The organism is Mariniflexile gromovii (genome assembly GCF_017814435.1).
Classification (GTDB): Bacteria; Bacteroidota; Bacteroidia; order Flavobacteriales; family Flavobacteriaceae; genus Mariniflexile; species Mariniflexile gromovii.
On record NZ_JAGJCB010000003.1, the window covers coordinates 322,469 to 339,266 of the forward strand.

The 16,798-nt window shown below is 33.0% G+C and carries 15 protein-coding genes; 13 read left to right on the forward strand and 2 right to left on the reverse strand.

Annotated elements, in window-relative coordinates:
- The first annotated feature begins 243 nt into the window (after positions 1 to 243).
- From J8H85_RS05075 to J8H85_RS05100, 6 genes are read left to right on the forward strand one after another with little or no spacing between them, the layout of a single operon-like run.
- The gene (locus J8H85_RS05075; protein ID WP_209653282.1) at positions 244 to 1,134 is read left to right on the forward strand and encodes a hypothetical protein; all 891 of its coding nucleotides are present in this window, start codon (positions 244 to 246) and stop codon (positions 1,132 to 1,134) included.
- Positions 1,135 to 1,191: 57 nt separating this feature from the next.
- Positions 1,192 to 2,256 carry a substrate-binding domain-containing protein gene (locus J8H85_RS05080; RefSeq protein ID WP_209653283.1) on the forward strand — a complete coding sequence of 355 codons (1,065 nt, stop codon included), beginning with the start codon at positions 1,192 to 1,194 and terminating at the stop codon, positions 2,254 to 2,256.
- An 18-nt stretch (positions 2,257 to 2,274) separates the two neighbouring features.
- Entirely contained in the window at positions 2,275 to 3,804 is a 1,530-nt protein-coding gene (locus J8H85_RS05085; protein WP_209653285.1) for a sugar ABC transporter ATP-binding protein, read from the forward strand.
- Positions 3,805 to 3,816: 12 nt separating this feature from the next.
- A complete protein-coding gene (locus tag J8H85_RS05090) occupies positions 3,817 to 4,785 on the forward strand; it encodes an ABC transporter permease (RefSeq protein ID WP_209653287.1) in 969 nt (322 codons plus the stop codon).
- 11 nt (positions 4,786 to 4,796) lie between these two features.
- The gene (locus J8H85_RS05095; RefSeq protein ID WP_209653289.1) at positions 4,797 to 6,281 is read left to right on the forward strand and encodes a mannitol dehydrogenase family protein; all 1,485 of its coding nucleotides are present in this window, start codon (positions 4,797 to 4,799) and stop codon (positions 6,279 to 6,281) included.
- An 11-nt stretch (positions 6,282 to 6,292) separates the two neighbouring features.
- Positions 6,293 to 7,174 (forward strand): carbohydrate kinase family protein, encoded by an 882-nt coding sequence (locus J8H85_RS05100; RefSeq protein WP_209653290.1) that lies wholly within the window; start codon positions 6,293 to 6,295, stop codon positions 7,172 to 7,174.
- 83 nt (positions 7,175 to 7,257) lie between these two features.
- On the opposite strand, the gene J8H85_RS05105 is transcribed toward J8H85_RS05100, so the two are convergent.
- The gene (locus J8H85_RS05105) at positions 7,258 to 8,739 is read right to left on the reverse strand and encodes a mannitol dehydrogenase family protein (protein ID WP_209653291.1); all 1,482 of its coding nucleotides are present in this window, start codon (positions 8,737 to 8,739) and stop codon (positions 7,258 to 7,260) included.
- 149 nt (positions 8,740 to 8,888) lie between these two features.
- Here J8H85_RS05105 and J8H85_RS05110 point away from each other — a divergent pair, with 149 nt between their 5' ends.
- The 5 genes from J8H85_RS05110 (at position 8,889) to era (ending at position 13,434) form a co-directional block, all read left to right on the forward strand.
- The gene (locus J8H85_RS05110; protein WP_209653292.1) at positions 8,889 to 9,614 is read left to right on the forward strand and encodes an NUDIX hydrolase; all 726 of its coding nucleotides are present in this window, start codon (positions 8,889 to 8,891) and stop codon (positions 9,612 to 9,614) included.
- 84 nt (positions 9,615 to 9,698) lie between these two features.
- Complete coding sequence (locus tag J8H85_RS05115; protein ID WP_209653293.1) at positions 9,699 to 10,565, forward strand: AraC family transcriptional regulator; 867 nt, start codon at positions 9,699 to 9,701, stop codon at positions 10,563 to 10,565.
- 154 nt (positions 10,566 to 10,719) lie between these two features.
- Positions 10,720 to 11,601 (forward strand): carbohydrate kinase family protein, encoded by an 882-nt coding sequence (locus J8H85_RS05120; protein WP_209653294.1) that lies wholly within the window; start codon positions 10,720 to 10,722, stop codon positions 11,599 to 11,601.
- Between the two features lie 99 nt (positions 11,602 to 11,700).
- On the forward strand, positions 11,701 to 12,402 hold the full coding sequence (locus J8H85_RS05125) for an FKBP-type peptidyl-prolyl cis-trans isomerase (protein WP_209653295.1): 702 nt from the start codon (positions 11,701 to 11,703) through the stop codon (positions 12,400 to 12,402).
- Positions 12,403 to 12,552: 150 nt separating this feature from the next.
- A complete protein-coding gene (gene era, locus J8H85_RS05130; RefSeq protein ID WP_209653296.1) occupies positions 12,553 to 13,434 on the forward strand; it encodes a GTPase Era in 882 nt (293 codons plus the stop codon).
- A 127-nt stretch (positions 13,435 to 13,561) separates the two neighbouring features.
- On the opposite strand, the gene J8H85_RS05135 is transcribed toward era, so the two are convergent.
- The gene (locus J8H85_RS05135; RefSeq protein ID WP_209653297.1) at positions 13,562 to 14,065 is read right to left on the reverse strand and encodes a GTP-binding protein; all 504 of its coding nucleotides are present in this window, start codon (positions 14,063 to 14,065) and stop codon (positions 13,562 to 13,564) included.
- A gap of 163 nt (positions 14,066 to 14,228) precedes the next feature.
- Between J8H85_RS05135 and der the strand changes: the two genes are divergently transcribed.
- Together der and J8H85_RS05145 are read left to right on the forward strand one after the other, a co-directional pair.
- Positions 14,229 to 15,533, forward strand: coding sequence for a ribosome biogenesis GTPase Der (gene der, locus J8H85_RS05140; RefSeq protein ID WP_209653298.1), 1,305 nt, complete (start codon positions 14,229 to 14,231; stop codon positions 15,531 to 15,533).
- 146 nt (positions 15,534 to 15,679) lie between these two features.
- Positions 15,680 to 16,786, forward strand: coding sequence for a hypothetical protein (locus tag J8H85_RS05145; RefSeq protein WP_209653299.1), 1,107 nt, complete (start codon positions 15,680 to 15,682; stop codon positions 16,784 to 16,786).
- Positions 16,787 to 16,798: the final 12 nt, after the last annotated feature.

The window sequence follows — 16,798 nt, forward strand, 5'->3', positions numbered from 1 at the left end:
AATGTTGCCAGTTTTTTAAGAAAATCACAGTAAAATATATTTTATAAACGTATAAAATACATTTTATGTAATTTTTTTTCATCTGAAAAACCCTTGTTTTCATTGGTAATTACAAACACTTAGAGGTTAATATAGCATATAAATTAAAAAATAAATTTGGTTTTATGGATTAAATTATATTACATTTGAAAAATAAACGTCTAAAGTACGTTTATAATTTCAACAACTAAACTATTTTAAAATATGAAACCACAATTAAATCATTTAAAAGATAAAATTAATCTGGATTTATCAAAAAGCATCAAACAAAACCTGTTTGGATTTAGTAACTTAACATCAGGTTTATTGTCAATAAGTTTGTTCTTTTGTTTGAGTGCTGCTTTTGCTCAACAAAATATTGAGGAAGATGATTATAAAGCATTTTCTGCCGGAGCTCATATAAAAAACATGCATTTATGGCATGGATTTGTTGTACACCCAGGCGCTATGATAGCAACCAACTTAGAGTTTAATTCGCGAAACAAGAAATTTACTTTTGGTGTATGGGGTGGTGCAAGTTTAACAACCGTTGATGTTGTAAATAAAAATACAAATGAGCCTGTAAGTGCACATTATCAAGAGTTTTCTATTTATACAAAATATCGTTTTTCAGATAAGTTTTTTATTGAAGCTGTTACACATAACAACTACACAGGTGTTGAAGAACGTGGTGATATGTTACACTATTGGAGTTACGATAAAACTCAAGGGTATAATTTTGTTGATGTTAACTTTGGTTATAATATCACCCCTAACACCTTATTGTATTTAGCAACTATAGTTGGTGGTGGCTCTGGAGATTACGAAGTGCAAGAAGATGGTTCTTTGAAAGATTCTTGGACGCACTACTTTGAAGTAAGTAGTAAAGTTTGGGAGAAGGGAGATTCTAATTTAACTCTTTTCGCAGGAGGAGCTTGGTCGTTCGCAACAGATAAAACCTTTTATACGCAAGGGGCAGGAAATGTAATAAACGTTGGTGCTACGTATAGCAAAAATGTTAAATTAGGTAATTATAATTTACCTATTGGTGTAACCGCCATGTGGAACCCCGAAAAAGAGAAAACCGTTCTTCAGGTTGATTTTAAAATTTTCTAGAAGAAAACTAAATACCATTTAAAACTAAATATTAACATAATCTAAAAACCATTAATAATGAAAACATTAAATAAGAAAACAGGTTTAGCAAAATTTTTAAAGCCTTTATTGGCACTAGTATTAATTTTTAATTTATCTAGTTGTGTAGATCAAAATAATTCTACAAAAGCAAATGTAAATTCTGAAGCAGAAACAGGAGAAAAAATTGAAAGCGCTATCGATCTTACAGGTAAAAAAATAGGATACTGTACACCATCTTTAAACGCGCCTTATTACCAGGCTTTATTACAAAGCATTCAAGCAAACGTAGAGAAAAACGGTATGGAGTTTTTATCGGCCGATGGGCAAGATGATATCAATAAGCAAGTTGCTGCTGTTGAAGATTTAATTACCAAAGGTGTAGATGTCTTGTTGTTAAACCCTAAAGATCCAGACGCCTTAGTTGGTGTAACCAAAGCGGCAAAAGCTGCTGGAATTCCAGTGTTTATTATAGATAGTTCTATAAGCCCTGAAGCAGATTACGTAACTACTATTCAATCTAACAATTTGGCAAATGGCGAGTTAGCAGGTGAGTGGCTTGTTAAAAAAATGGGTAATACCAAAATGAACATTGCTTTGTTAAGTGGTAATGCAGGGAACCCTGTTGGTAAAACACGTAAACAAGGTTTGCTACAAGGTATTACTGAAGAGCAGTTAAGAACCCAAGGAAAGATTGATTTAAATGTAAAAACGCAGGCCTACACCGATTGGTCGTATGCAGGTGGTTTAAAAGCCATGGAAGATATATTAGTAGCCCACCCAGATATTAATGTAGTTATTACGGAGTCAGATGTTTGTGTATTAGGCGCTATTAAGGCAATCGCACAAGCTGGGAAAACGGATGACATTCTAATTGTTGCCGGTGCCGATGGTCAAAAAGAAGCCATTAAATACATTATGGAAACAGATTTTTATGGATGTACAGCTATGAATAGTCCTGTGCAAATTGGTAAAAATGCTGTGCAGTATGCAATTCAATACATGAATGGAAAGACAGATTTCCCTAAAACGTCATACACAGCCCCCTTATTGATTACAAAGGAAAACGCTGCAAAGTATTACAATCCTAAAGCATTATTTTAACCATTAAAATTAATTGATATGCAAAACTTAGAACAGGAATACCGGGTAGAAATGACGGGAATATCAAAAAGTTTTGGTGTTGTTTCAGTACTCGAAAATGTAAATTTAAAGGTGAAACCAGGAGAAATCCATGCCTTACTTGGTGAAAACGGTGCTGGAAAATCTACATTGGTTAAAATCCTTAATGGTGTTCACCAAAAGGATAGCGGTAAAATAACCTTAAATGGTGTAGAGATAAACCCAAAAAATACCCACGACGGACAAGTTCTAGGTATTAGTGTTGTGTATCAAGAATTATCATTAGTGAACGATTTATCGGTTGCAGAAAATATTTATTTGCACAAACTGGGTGCAAGCAAGTTCTGGATGAATTGGAAACAACTCACAAACGATGCGCAAGAATTAATCGATTCTTTAGGTTTTAAAATTAATGCTTCGGCAAAAGTTAGAAGCTTAAGCATTGTTCAAAAACAAGTTGTTGAAATTGCAAAAGCCTTATCAGAAGACACTAAGGTTTTGGTTTTGGATGAGCCAACTACTGTTTTTGATCCAACCGATACCCAGAAACTATTTGATAATCTTTTTAAATTGAAAGCAAAGGGCGTTTCTATTATTTATATCTCCCACCATTTAGATGAAATTTTTAAAATAGCCGATTCGGTTACCGTGCTTAGAGACGGGGTTGATACCGGATCTATGGATGTGGCAGATACTGATACTGATGGGGTTATTCGATTAATGATTGGGAGGGAGTTAAAAGATTTATACCCGGTACGCCAAAACAAAATAGGTGAAGTGCCTGTTTTTGAAGTTAAAAACTTAACGGCACGAGATACCATAGTTCATGACGTGGCTTTTTCGGTACGCCCAGGTGAAGTACTTGGTGTTGCAGGTTTAGGGGGTAGCGGCAGAACGGAAATGGCCAAACTTATTTTTGGTGCCCATAAAAAGAAATCAGGAACCATGCTTTTAGATGGTAAGGAGATAAAAACCAATACGCCAGTATGTGCCGTTAAACATAAAATAGGTTTTGTGTCTGAAGACAGAAAAGAAGAAGGCGTTTTTTTACCACTGTCCATTAGACGGAATATTAGTGTTACCGATTTTAGTCCTATTTCTGATAAATATGGATTTATAAAAGTTGACAATGAGTATAAAAAGGTTTTGGAATTAATTGAAAAATTAAATATTAAAACACCAAGTTCAGAGATTGTTGTTAATAATCTAAGTGGTGGTAACCAGCAAAAAGTAGCCTTGGCTAAGTGGTTGAGTATTGATAGTAAAGTCATTTTTATAGACGAGCCAACTAGAGGGGTAGATGTGGGAGCCAAGATAGAAATTTATAACCTTATTAATGCTGTGGCCCAAAAAGGGGTTGGCGTTGTGGTTATTTCTTCAGATATGCCCGAAATAATGGGTATTGCAGACCGAATTTTGGTGATGCATAAAGGAACATTTTACGGTGAATTATCCAAAGAAGAATTTTCCGAAGAAAACATTTTACGCTACTCTATTGGGAAGCCACTTAAACAACAACAATTAAATTAAAAAAATAAAATCATGGCATTAACATTAAAACAACAATTAAGTACTCCAGCAGGTATACTTCAGTTTATTGTAAAACACAATACAATAATAATATTTTTATTGTTGGTAATATTTTCAGCACTTATTTCAGATGTGTTTTTCACTTCTGTAAATCTTTCAAATTTATTAAAACAAGTATCTGGTATTGGTATTATAAGTATCGGTATGTTACTTGTAATTCTAACCGGAGGCATCGATTTATCGGTGGGCTCTATGGTAGCCTTACTAGCCGTTACTTTTGCAATTTTGGTAAACATTTTTGTTTTGCCAGTAGCCATTCTAATAACTTTAGTAATAGGTTTTGCTCTAGGAAGTATTTCGGGCTATCTCGTTGCATACCAAAAAATGGCGCCCTTTGTGGCAACATTGGCATTAATGACCATTGCTAGAGGTTTAGGGTTTATCTATTCTAAAGGGTCGCCTATTACTTTTAAAACGCCTGGCGGAGAGTTCATGTCCAACTTTGCAAATAATTCAACTTTAGGAATTCCTAATATCGCTATTGTATTTTTCATTATCGTGATTATGGCTATAGTTATGTTGCGTTATAATGTATTTGGCAGATTAATTATTGCTATTGGTAGTAATGAACACGCTTCTCGATTATCAGGAATAAAAGTAAATAAGTACAAATTTTTAGTTTATGCCATATCTGGCGCTTTAGCAGCTACAGCAGCAATAATTGTGGCGTCTAGAACAAATTTAGGGTCGCCAAACATGGGTATGGCATGGGAGTTAGATGCCATTGCTGCCGTGGTAATTGGTGGAGCAAGTTTAAATGGAGGAAAAGGAACGGCCATTAATACATTAATGGGGGTTTTAATTTTAGGTTTAATAGGAAATATTTTAAACCTCCTAAATGTACCATCATATCCACAGCAAGTGGTAAAAGGTGCCATCATCATTTTTGCCGTATTACTTCAAAGGTTTGAAACCAAATAAAAAAAATTAAAATGACAGATTATAAATTAAATAACTTGAATCTTTCTAAGTTAGAAAAACAGGTTTCAATACCAAAATATAACAGATCCAATATAAAAACGGGCATTGTACATGTTGGGATAGGTGGATTTCATAGAGCGCATCAAGCGTATTATACAGATAAATTATTATCGGATGAATCCATAAAAGATTGGGGTATATGTGGAGTGGCATTATTGGATTTTGATACAAAAATTTACAATGTTTTAAAAGAGCAAGATGGACTTTATACTTTAGTTGTTAAAGAATTAGATGGAACGCTTACCAAAAGCATCATAGGAGCTATAACAGAGTACATGTTTGCACCAGAGAATCCAATGCAAGTCATAGAAAAAATGGCGAGTCCAGAGGTGAAAATCATATCACTAACCATCACCGAAGGCGGATATAATTATAATGAAGCAACGAAAACCTTCAACTTTGAAAATCCATTAATTCAGCACGATTTAAAAAATCCGCAGGCACCAAAAACTATTTTTGGTTATTTAACCCAAGCTTTTAAATTAAGAAAAGAACGCGGGTTATTGGGGTGTACCGTGCAGTCTTGCGATAATGTTCAAGGTAATGGGCATGTGGCAAAAGAAATGATTTTAAGCTATGTGAAAGCTGTGGAACCAGAATTGGTATCTTGGATTGAAGCGAATGTGTCCTTTCCAAACAGTATGGTAGACAGGATTACACCGGCAACATCGCCTTCAGACATTACAGGTTTGTTAGAAACATCGGGTATTGATGATGTATGGCCAGTAGTGTGTGAACCATTTCATCAATGGGTTATTGAAGATGACTTTATAGCAGGAAGACCCGCTTGGGAAACTGTAGGTGCTCAATTTGTTAAGGACGTGGTGCCTTATGAAAAAATGAAACTAAGCTTATTGAACGCAGGACATTCTGTTTTAGGTATTTTAGGGGCTTTAATTGGGTATTCTACTATTGATGAAGCAGCGAACAATCCTGAAATATCAGCGTTTTTAAAATCCTTTATGGACAAAGAAGTGACCCCTATTTTAGGTAATTTAGAAGGTGTTAATTTAGAAAAGTACAAAGAATCTTTACTTCAAAGATTTGGGAATATTTATATAAAAGACCAAATTGATCGTATTTGTTCTGAAAGTTCTGCCAAATTTCCCATTTTCGTTTTGCCTACCGTAAATGCGCAGTTAAAACAAAACGGACCAATAGAATATGCGGCGTTTGTAGTTGCGGCTTGGGCAATTTACAGTTTAGGCGTTAATGAAACGGGTGATGAGTTGGTGGTAAAAGATGCCATGAAAACTATTTTAAATGAAAAGGCCATAGCTTCCAAAGAAAATCCGAAAGCCTTTTTGGAAATAGAATCTGTGTTCGGTAAAATTAAAGACTCGGCAGAATTTGTTGATATATATACAAATTCATATAACAATATTGTTGAGCATGGTGTAGAAAAGTGCGTTATGGAAATGTATAATAAGGATTAAAAAATAAACACATGAAAAACATAGTTTGTTTCGGAGAAGTTTTATGGGACGTTTTTCCAACCCATAAAAAAATAGGAGGTGCGCCTTTAAATGTTGCCATAAGATTACAGTCTTTTGAAAATAATGTTTCCATGATTAGTAGGATTGGTGCAGATAATAAAGGCAAAAAAATAGTTGAATTCATTAAAGAACAAGGTGTAAATACTGAAAATATCCAGGTAGATGCTGAATTAAAAACAGGAAAAGTAAAAGTGATGCTGAATCAAAAAGGTTCAGCGTCCTATGATATAAATTATCCAAGAGCATGGGATAATATGCAAGTAACCGATGGCGCTAAAAAAATAACGCAAACGGCAGATGTTTTTGTTTTTGGCAGTTTAATTGCACGCGATGATACTTCTAGAAATACATTGTATGAACTTTTAAAATTAGCGAAGTTTAAAATTTTTGACGTAAACCTTAGAGTGCCTTATTATACTATAGAGGTTTTAGGTCACTTAATGAATGAAGCCGATTTTATTAAATTTAATGATGACGAAATTTTTGAAATAGCCAAAAAGCTGGGTTCTGAAACACAATCTTTAGAACAAAACATTCTTTTTATGGCTAAAGAAACAAATACAAAAAATATTTGTGTTACCAAAGGGCGCCATGGAGCCATTTTGTATTACAACAATACCTTCTATTATAACAGTGGCTATCAAATACAAGTGGTAGATACGGTTGGGGCCGGCGATTCATTTTTGGCTTCATTAATAGATAAATTGTTAAAAGGCGCATCTCCTCAAGAAGCCATTAATTTTGCATGCGCTATTGGTGCGCTTGTAGCCAGTAGTGAAGGTGCAAATCCAGAAATAAAAAAAGAAGTTGTTGAGAAAATGATTAACTCTTAATTTTTTTTGATATTTATTAATAGCGAATTAAGGCTTTATGAGATTTTTCATAAAGATTTTTTTATTTGGTAAATTAAGTGTGCTTATTTAAAAAAATTAATGACACTCTCCTTTATGGAATGTTCTCTAATATAACTTAAGTACTCTGTATATTTTTTGGTAAAAACTTCGTTTGTATTCAAATCTTTAAAAATGGATTCAATTTCCAAAAATTTAATTGGGTTTTGGTGTGATAATGCCGCAGCTCTAATAAGTTTATTGCTTATAGAATCTATAATGTTATAAGAGTTATCCATGTCATCAACACCATCATTGTATTTGCACCAAGCTGCAACTACAAAGGCGGCCCTATCTATCGTTTTATCTTTTAATAATTGCTTTTTTACTGTTGGTAAAATAAATGCAGGAATTTTAGCTGAACTTTCCGTGCATATCCTTGAAAGACTATCGTTTATGTGTGGGTTTTTAAATCTGGTTATTAAAGTGGTTTTGTAATCTTCAATAGAAAGGTTTTTAACAGGAACAAGTGTAGGCATAACTTCTTCATCCATATAGCCTTTTAAAAAACCAATAAAATCTTCGTCGTTTGCTGCTTCATGTACTGTTTTATAGCCGTTCAAAGTGCCTAAAATCCCTAATATGGTATGGCCAGCATTAAGTAACTGGAGCTTCATGTTTTCGTAGGGTTCTATATTTTTAACAAATTGAACACCAACTTTTTCCCATTGTGGTCTTTCGTTCAAAAAGTTGTCTTCTATAATCCAACTGCTAAAAGAACCACAAATTACAGGCCACCTATCTTCTATTAAAAAATCTTGCTTTAAAGCATCTATATCTTGGGGCTGTGTTAATGGTGTTATTCTATCAACCATGCTATTGGGAAAGGTGGTGTTTTCAATTAACCATGGCAACAAATCAGGATCTACGTTGCTTACATAACTAAAAAAAGATTGCCGCATGGTGTCCCCATTGCTCTTAATATTGTCGCAAGATAGTATGGTGCAACCAGATACGCCTCTAAGTTTTCTAAGTTTAAAGGCTTGCGTTAAATACCCAAAAACAGTTTTTGGATAAAATGGGTTTTTAATATCTTCGGCTACGGCAGGATGGTTTTGGTCAAACTCACCCGTTATCTCATTTAAATGATAACCATCTTCCGCAATAGTTAGCGATATAATATGAATGTCCGGATTCGCCAATCGTTCAATAACGGCCATCGGGTTTTCGGGTCCAAAAAAATATTCAACAATAGAGCTTATAATTTTGGTTTGGTGCAATCCGTTTGGGTCTTTCGTAATTAAGGTGTAAAGCCCATCTTGGTCCTTTAGAACGTTGTATATTTTTCTATCCGAATCCAATAAATCAATGCCACAAATACCAAAGTTTAGTTCGTTATGTTTTTCAATCAATTCATGCATATAATATGCTTGATGTGCTCTGTGGAAATTGCTAACGCCAATATGTGCTATACTGGTTACTACTTGGTCTCTGTCAAACGATGGCGTTGTTACGTCTTTGTTTAAGACATCTACATTTTCCATGTTTAAGTATAGGGCGTTGGGCATTTTTTTGTATTAAAACGTTCGTAAATTTCCTTTAAAATTACATAAAAATCTAAAATAATCATTGAAAGTTTTCAGCTTTCATTGTATATTCACAGAGTAAAATTACAAATAGGTAATTTTCTTCAAACTTTTTTTATTACTAGTTTTTAATGGATTTTAGGAAGCGGGATAATGTATCTGTTGATTGTGTGATATTTGGTTTAGATTCATATGGTTTAAACATTCTATTGCGCAATAGAAAACTTAATATGTTTAATGATGATTTCCCTGTGATAGACGATTGGGTTATTGCTGGTGGCCCCGTAATTATTAGTAAAACATTAGGCGAAACTGCAGATTTAATTTTTAAAAGTATTACGGGACTTAATGCCTTTAATAGGATACAATTCCATACCTATGGCAATCCTTCCAGATTAAAATCTGAAAAAGATTTATTGTGGATTAGAAGTCAAGGCTTAAAAAGGCAAACCATGACCATTGCATACTATTACACACAACCTAAAGAAAGTATAGTGTTAAAAAATAGCGATTTTAAGTGGTTTCCATTAAAATCTTTACCAGATTTGGGTTTTGATCATAAAAGAATAATAAATGATGCCCATGAAGATTTGAAACAAAAAATTATGGTAGATCCAGTAATTTTTGATTTAATGCCTGTAAAATTTACATTAAACGAATTACAGTTAGCCTTTGAATCTATATTGGAAGTTGAATTGGACAATCGTAATTTTAGAAAAAAAGTACTAAATAAAGCATATATAGTACCTTTAAACCAAACAAAAAAAGGGTCGGCTAAAAAACCTTCTAAATTATACGTTTTTAGTCGTGACGTATATGATAAGGTAACCGAAACAGATTATATTATAAATATATAAATGTGTTTTGAATGTGAATTTTTATTGAAATAGACCTATTCAATAGGATAAACTCCAAATTTAAATAAAGTAAACAGTAGTTTAATGAAACTTCATTTATTAGATAGAAGCACCATAAACAGCAGCTCTTTTTCGGCAAAAAGACATAAAGAATCTTTTTTTTTAAAAACTTGGCATTACCACCCAGAGTTGGAACTGGTTTATGTTGAAAAAAGTTCTGGAACCCTTTTTATAGGTGATGGTATTGAAAAATTTGACAAAGGGGACCTTGTTTTAATTGGAAAAGATTTGCCCCATATGTGGTTAAACGACGAGATTTATTTTAGTAAAAATTCATCACTTAAGGCAAAAGCAATTACAGTGCATTTTAAAAAAGATTTTTTGGGAACTTCATTTTTTGAAACTCCAGAAATGTTTCATTTGCTTCAGCTTTTTAAGAGGTCTTGTAATGGCATTAAATTTGAAAATGTTGATGTTAAGTTGATTAAAAAAATAAAAAAAGTGCTGCATCTGGAAGGGTTTGAAAAAACCATAGCATTGCTTAAGGTATTATATGAATTAGCGAAACATAAACAATACAAAATACTATCTAGCGCTGGGTTTTTAGATTCTTTTCAGCAAACAGATAATAAAAAACTAGATAAAATTTACGAATATCTTTTTAAAAATTTCGCACAGCCTATTTCATTAAACGCTGTTGCAGATATCGCTAATATGAATGCGTCTGCTTTTAGTCGGTTTTTTAAAAAAATGCATAATAAAACATTTTCCAAATATTTAAATGAATTAAGAATTGGATATGCTTGCAAACTGCTCATTACCAATAAGTACAATGTGTCTCGTGTTTGTTATGAGTCTGGTTTCAATAATATTTCAAACTTCAACAGGCAGTTTAAAAATATTATGGATTTAACACCTTCGCAATATTTAGAAAAACACAAAGGGTTTTAAATGATTGCTGAAAATGTATCGAACTAGTAAAAAACAGATAGTTTATGCACACTGTTTTTAATGCTTAATAACCTGGTTGTATTCTAATTTTCTGCTCAAAATCCATCATTTATATAAATAAATAATATCTTAGTTGTGTTTTTAATATTAAATTATGTCTAAAATTGCGTGTTTTGGTGAGGTGTTATGGGATGTGCTTCCAACAAATAAAAAAATTGGAGGTGCTCCATTAAACGTGGCATTGCGTTTACAATCGCTGCAGAATGAAGTAACCATGATTAGTAGTGTTGGTAATGATGAACTTGGTAAAACACTGGTGGCGTATGTAGCTGAAAATGGTGTAAATACTAATTATATTCAACAGAGTAGTGCGTTTAAAACCGGTGTGGTAAATGTAACATTGAATGATAAAGGCTCTGCATCGTATGATATCAATTTTCCAAGTGCATGGGATTATATTTCCATAGATGAAAAAACCATAGATTTAGTTAAACAAGTTGATGCCTTTGTTTTTGGTAGTTTAGTGGGTAGAAATGAAACTTCAAAAGAAACACTGTATAATCTATTAGAGCATGCTAAGTATAAGGTTTTCGATTTAAATCTTCGTTCGCCACATTATACCAAGGACATTTTGATTTATTTGATGAACAATGCCGATTTTATAAAATTCAATGATGATGAACTTTACGAAGTGAGCAAATATTTAGGATCGAAATACAACTCTTTAGAACAAAACCTTCAATACATAGCAGAAAAAACAAACACAAAACATGTATGTGTAACCAAAGGCTCGCATGGCGCTGTGTTGTTGTATAATGGCAAACTATATTATAACAGTGGCTATTTAATTAAAGTTGTGGATACCGTAGGTGCTGGCGATTCTTTTTTGGCATCTTTAATTAGCCAACTTCTAAATAATGTCAATCCTCAAGAAGCTATAGATTTTGCATGCGCTGTGGGTGCTTTGGTAGCACAAAGTGAAGGTGCAAATCCTAAAATTACCATTTCAGAAATTGAGGCATTTATAAATCCTTAATTAAAAATAATCTTTGCATTCGTTAAAATTCATGTAATACTCCTTTATTGTGAGTTTAAATTTGCTATTTTTGGCATCAAATTAAATAAAATAAGAAAAATGAAAATAATTAAATTTTTAGGAGTTGTGTTAACAGCTTCAATTTTATCATCTTGTGGAGGAAAAGGAGCTTCTAATAAAGCTTTAAAAACTGAAATTGATTCTGTAAGTTATGCTATTGGTATGGATGTAGCTAAAAACGTGAAAACAAGCGTTTCTGAAATTGATAGCGAATTATTCATTCAAGGTTATATGAATGTACTTGATTCTACCAATATATTGCTTAAGCCAGAAGATGGTCAACAAATTTTATCCGCATATTTTCAAAAGAAACAAGCTGAAAATATGAAAAAACAGCAAGAAGAAGCTGAAAAAGGAAAAGCTGTTGGTGAAAAATTCTTAGAAGAAAATAAATCTAAAGATGGCATAAAAGTAACCGAAAGCGGTTTACAATATAAAGTTTTAAAAGAAGGAACAGGTGCTAAGCCAACTGCAGAATCTAAAGTAAAAGTACACTACCACGGAACATTAATTGATGGTACTGTGTTTGATAGTTCAGTAGAAAGAGGTGAGCCAACCGAGTTTGGTGTAGGACAAGTTATTAGAGGATGGACTGAAGGTTTACAACTTATGTCTGTAGGTTCTAAATACAAATTCTTCATCCCTCAAGATTTAGCTTACGGTGCTAGACAGGCAGGTGAAAAAATCAAGCCTTATTCTACATTAATTTTCGAAGTTGAATTATTGGAAATAGTTGAATAAGTAATAAAACTTACTCAAAACAGCAAAAACAGAAAGGAAACTTTCTGTTTTTTTTTACCCATAAATTTATTTAGATCGTAATTTACAATTCATAATTCGTAATTGAATTTATGGTTGTAAATTTGCAGTATCTTAAAAAAAACAACAATTATGAACCACAGAGCAGGTTTTGTAAATATAATAGGAAATCCTAATGTGGGTAAATCTACGTTAATGAATGCCTTTGTTGGTGAAAAATTGTCTATCATCACATCGAAAGCACAAACCACCCGTCATCGTATTTTAGGTATTGTAAATGGAGACGATTTTCAAATGGTTTTGTCTGATACCCCTGGTATTATAAAACCCGCTTACGAACTGCAAGAAAGTATGATGGGGTTTGTGAAGTCTGCTTTTGAAGATGCCGATGTATTGATATATATGGTTGAAATTGGTGAACAGGAATTGAAAGATGAAGCCTTTTTTAATAAAATAACCAATTCAAAAATACCGGTATTATTGCTTTTGAATAAGATTGATAAATCGAACCAAGAACAATTGGAAACCCAAGTACAGCTATGGGCAGAAAAAGTACCGAATGCTGAAATATTTCCTATTTCTGCCTTGGAAGGTTTCAATGTAAAAGAAGTATTTAATAGAATTATCGATTTGTTGCCCGAATCGCCAGCATTTTATCCAAAAGACCAATTAACCGATAAACCAGAACGTTTTTTTATAAACGAAACCATTCGTGAAAAAATCCTGCTTCATTATAAAAAGGAAATTCCATACGCCGTTGAAATAGAAACTGAAGAGTTTTTTGAAGAAGAGGAAATTATTAGAATACGTGCCGTTATTATGGTGGAGCGTGAAACCCAAAAAGGTATTATTATTGGCCATAAAGGAAGTGCATTAAAACGTGTGGGTGTTGAGGCAAGAAAAGATTTAGAGGCTTTTTTTGGAAAGCAAATCCATTTAGAGACTTATGTTAAAGTGAATAAAAACTGGAGAAGCAATCAACAACAGTTACGCCGATTTGGTTACAATAATTAGTGAATACTAATGATAACATATTGTTTATCTAACCATTAATTAAACTTGGTTTTTAATATTTGAACACGGTATTCTGCTAAGTTTAGTTTGAGTTAGTTTAGTTTAAAAGTCTTAATTGTACCCTCAATTAAGACTTTGTTTTTTCTAATACAGTATTCATAAAATTGTGGAGTTGTGCCATCTCGTTTTTACTGGATGCTTTTCCAATACTTCCTGCAAAGTAAAGGGCAAACCAAATAATTACCATAAGCAACATGATGCTTAACTGTATTGCAAAACTCAATTTTAACGACCAATTGGTATAGGTCCAAATGCCAAATGCTATAAATACTCCTGCAATAAAAAAATGCAAAAACATAAAGAAAGTCCAAACAGTTGGGTTGGGACCAAACAGCCCATGTAACATGCATGAGTTTTCATCAGTATAATTAATTTCAAGATGTAATTGTGGCGACCAAAAATGCTGTTTTTCTTTGGGGAATTTTATAAAAACATGGTCGTCTATACGATTGATAATAAATTCAGATTGTGTTTTTTTTGAGTCTTCAAATAATTGTAAAACCGTTTCATGGTGTTTGGGTATTTCTAACTTGAATCTGGGACGTAATGTAATAGTGTTGGTAGTTGGCATTTTGGGTGTCATTTTAATATCAGTAAATTACTAATTTTTCTTCAAAACGCTAAAAATTTAATAGTTAGCAAAAAAAGGCTGTTCATAGAGTATATTTCCTATTTTTGCAAAATATTTCAACAAACATAAAATAAATCAGTCAAGGCTGGTTTCAAAATAAATCATGAGTAATATCGTCGCAATAGTAGGTCGTCCAAACGTAGGGAAGTCAACATTTTTTAATCGCTTAATTCAACGTAGAGAGGCTATTGTTGATGCCGTAAGTGGTGTTACCAGAGATCGCCATTATGGTAAAAGTGATTGGAACGGAAAGGAGTTTTCGCTTATTGATACAGGTGGATACGTATTGGGTAGTGATGATGTTTTTGAGGCTGAAATAGATAAACAAGTTGAGTTGGCCATTGATGAAGCTGATGTGATCATTTTTATGGTTGATGTTGAAAGTGGCGTAACAGGCATGGATGAAGATGTTGCCAAATTACTTCGTAAAGTTACCAAACCGGTTTTTCTTGTAGTTAATAAAGTTGATAATGCCCAACGAGCCGAAGATGCAGTAGAGTTTTATTCATTAGGTTTAGGGGAATATTATACCGTGGCTAGTATTAACGGAAGTGGTACGGGCGATTTGTTGGATGCTTTAGTAGAGGTGTTGCCAGAAAAAGAAACCGTGGTTAATGAAGAATTACCTCGTTTTGCTGTTGTGGGTCGTCCAAATGCAGGAAAATCATCATTCATCAATGCTTTAATAGGTGAAGATAGATACATTGTAACCGACATTGCAGGTACTACTAGAGATGCTATTGATACGAAATACAATCGTTTTGGATTTGAATTTAACTTGGTTGATACGGCTGGAATCCGCAGAAAATCGAAGGTAAAAGAAGATTTGGAATTTTATTCTGTAATGCGCAGTGTACGTGCTATAGAACATAGCGATGTGTGTTTATTGGTTTTAGACGCTACCCGTGGGTTCGATGGTCAGGATCAAAACATATTTTGGTTGGCAGAGCGTAATAGAAAAGGGGTGGTTATTTTAGTAAACAAATGGGATTTGGTAGAAAAAGACCATAAAACAACTCTAGAATACGAAAAAGCCATTAGAAAGGAAATGGAACCTTTTACCGATGTGCCAATTATATTTATTTCTACATTATCTAAACAACGTATTTACAAAGCTATAGAAACGGCTGTTGAGGTTTATAACAACCGTACCAAAAAGATCAAAACAAGTGTGCTTAACGAGGTTATGTTGCCTATTATTGAAAGTTATCCACCGCCTGCAAACAAAGCAAAATATGTGAAAATAAAATACGTTATGCAGTTACCAACACCACAACCGCAGTTTGCTTTTTTCTGTAATTTACCGCAATACGTAAAAGAACCTTACAAGCGCTTTTTGGAAAATAAGCTTCGTGAAAAATTCGATTTTACTGGGGTTCCTGTTAGTGTTTATATGCGTAAGAAATAGTTTAGTTTTATCCATTCAAGTTAAAAAAGTAGAAAAATAGTTTCTAACCAGTTAGGGGTAATTGCTCATTTTTTTATATCAAATTCTAATTGGTTCACATGTTTATCAATTGTATAGAATACATTTGATTAAAACTTATATAAACCATGGGAAAACTATTTTTAATTTTATGGATATCTATGTTTTCTGCAACAATCCAAGCACAGAAAATCATAAATAATCCAGATTACATCAATACCAATATAAATGGTAGCGTCACTAAGGTAGAGTTAACAGATTCCGAAACTATTCTTCATTTTCATATTAAAGTTAGAATGGGAAGTTGGTTTTCAGTTCCTAATCAAACTTACATAGAGTCTTCGGTTGATGGTAAACGGCTATTTGTAGTTAAAGCTGATGGAACTACCTTACATCGCAAACACCATATGACAGATTCTGATGAGGTTAGATTCAAATTGTATTTTCCTCCATTACCGAAAGATGTTGAAACAATTAATTACGGCGAATCCAACAAGGATGGTAATTGGTTTATATATAAATTAGATGTCACTAAAGATGGGAAACGTTTTTTGAACACATCAAATACTAATAATCTCAATCCTTGGAAAATATCCATTGGGTCTTCCAATCCAGCAGCTTCTAGTAAAGATAGAGTTGTGGAAATGCTAGATTATAAAAGGGCTAACTATGTGAGTATTGGTGGTGAGTCCATACTTGCTAAAGATTTACCCAGTAATTTTTTTGGTAGCTGGTACGATAAATATGATACGTTAATTTTAATAGCAACTCCAGATTATATTGTTTCAGATTATAGAGTTCAATATTATCAGGATATAAAAAAAATAGGTGAGAATAAGTTCTTTATAAAATCGGCGAATAGAGGTTTTGAAATTTTAAGTTTAGATAAAGAAACCATGACCATTAGAACCGAAAGGCTAAGTACTTTAAAGAGGAAACCAAGTAGCAATCAGGTACCTAAGTTTTTAAAAGGCAATTGGTTGCATTGGGATAATAAAAAAGAAATTAAAGTAACCGATGATTACTTTTATAATAATGACCATGGAGATTTAGGTGTTTATGAAGTTAAATACCGTATCGACCAAGTTGTGGAGTCAGAGTCGGGTAATGTTATCTGGTTTGTACTGTATAATCAAGGTGATTATTATTTATACAGTGCCAGAAAATCAGAAGGTGAGTATGTTCTACAACCCAGAGGCTTTGCAAATGCTAGGTATAAAAAAGTTAAAAATTAAATCGAAATAATA

Coding starts and splice junctions, on each gene's coding strand:
- J8H85_RS05075 (WP_209653282.1), top strand. CDS start 244: ATGAAACCACAATTAAATCATTTAAAAGATAAAATTAATCTGGATTTA.
- J8H85_RS05080 (WP_209653283.1), top strand. CDS start 1,192: ATGAAAACATTAAATAAGAAAACAGGTTTAGCAAAATTTTTAAAGCCT.
- J8H85_RS05085 (WP_209653285.1), top strand. CDS start 2,275: ATGCAAAACTTAGAACAGGAATACCGGGTAGAAATGACGGGAATATCA.
- J8H85_RS05090 (WP_209653287.1), top strand. CDS start 3,817: ATGGCATTAACATTAAAACAACAATTAAGTACTCCAGCAGGTATACTT.
- J8H85_RS05095 (WP_209653289.1), top strand. CDS start 4,797: ATGACAGATTATAAATTAAATAACTTGAATCTTTCTAAGTTAGAAAAA.
- J8H85_RS05100 (WP_209653290.1), top strand. CDS start 6,293: ATGAAAAACATAGTTTGTTTCGGAGAAGTTTTATGGGACGTTTTTCCA.
- J8H85_RS05105 (WP_209653291.1), bottom strand. CDS start 8,739: ATGCCCAACGCCCTATACTTAAACATGGAAAATGTAGATGTCTTAAAC.
- J8H85_RS05110 (WP_209653292.1), top strand. CDS start 8,889: ATGGATTTTAGGAAGCGGGATAATGTATCTGTTGATTGTGTGATATTT.
- J8H85_RS05115 (WP_209653293.1), top strand. CDS start 9,699: ATGAAACTTCATTTATTAGATAGAAGCACCATAAACAGCAGCTCTTTT.
- J8H85_RS05120 (WP_209653294.1), top strand. CDS start 10,720: ATGTCTAAAATTGCGTGTTTTGGTGAGGTGTTATGGGATGTGCTTCCA.
- J8H85_RS05125 (WP_209653295.1), top strand. CDS start 11,701: ATGAAAATAATTAAATTTTTAGGAGTTGTGTTAACAGCTTCAATTTTA.
- era (WP_209653296.1), top strand. CDS start 12,553: ATGAACCACAGAGCAGGTTTTGTAAATATAATAGGAAATCCTAATGTG.
- J8H85_RS05135 (WP_209653297.1), bottom strand. CDS start 14,065: ATGCCAACTACCAACACTATTACATTACGTCCCAGATTCAAGTTAGAA.
- der (WP_209653298.1), top strand. CDS start 14,229: ATGAGTAATATCGTCGCAATAGTAGGTCGTCCAAACGTAGGGAAGTCA.
- J8H85_RS05145 (WP_209653299.1), top strand. CDS start 15,680: ATGGGAAAACTATTTTTAATTTTATGGATATCTATGTTTTCTGCAACA.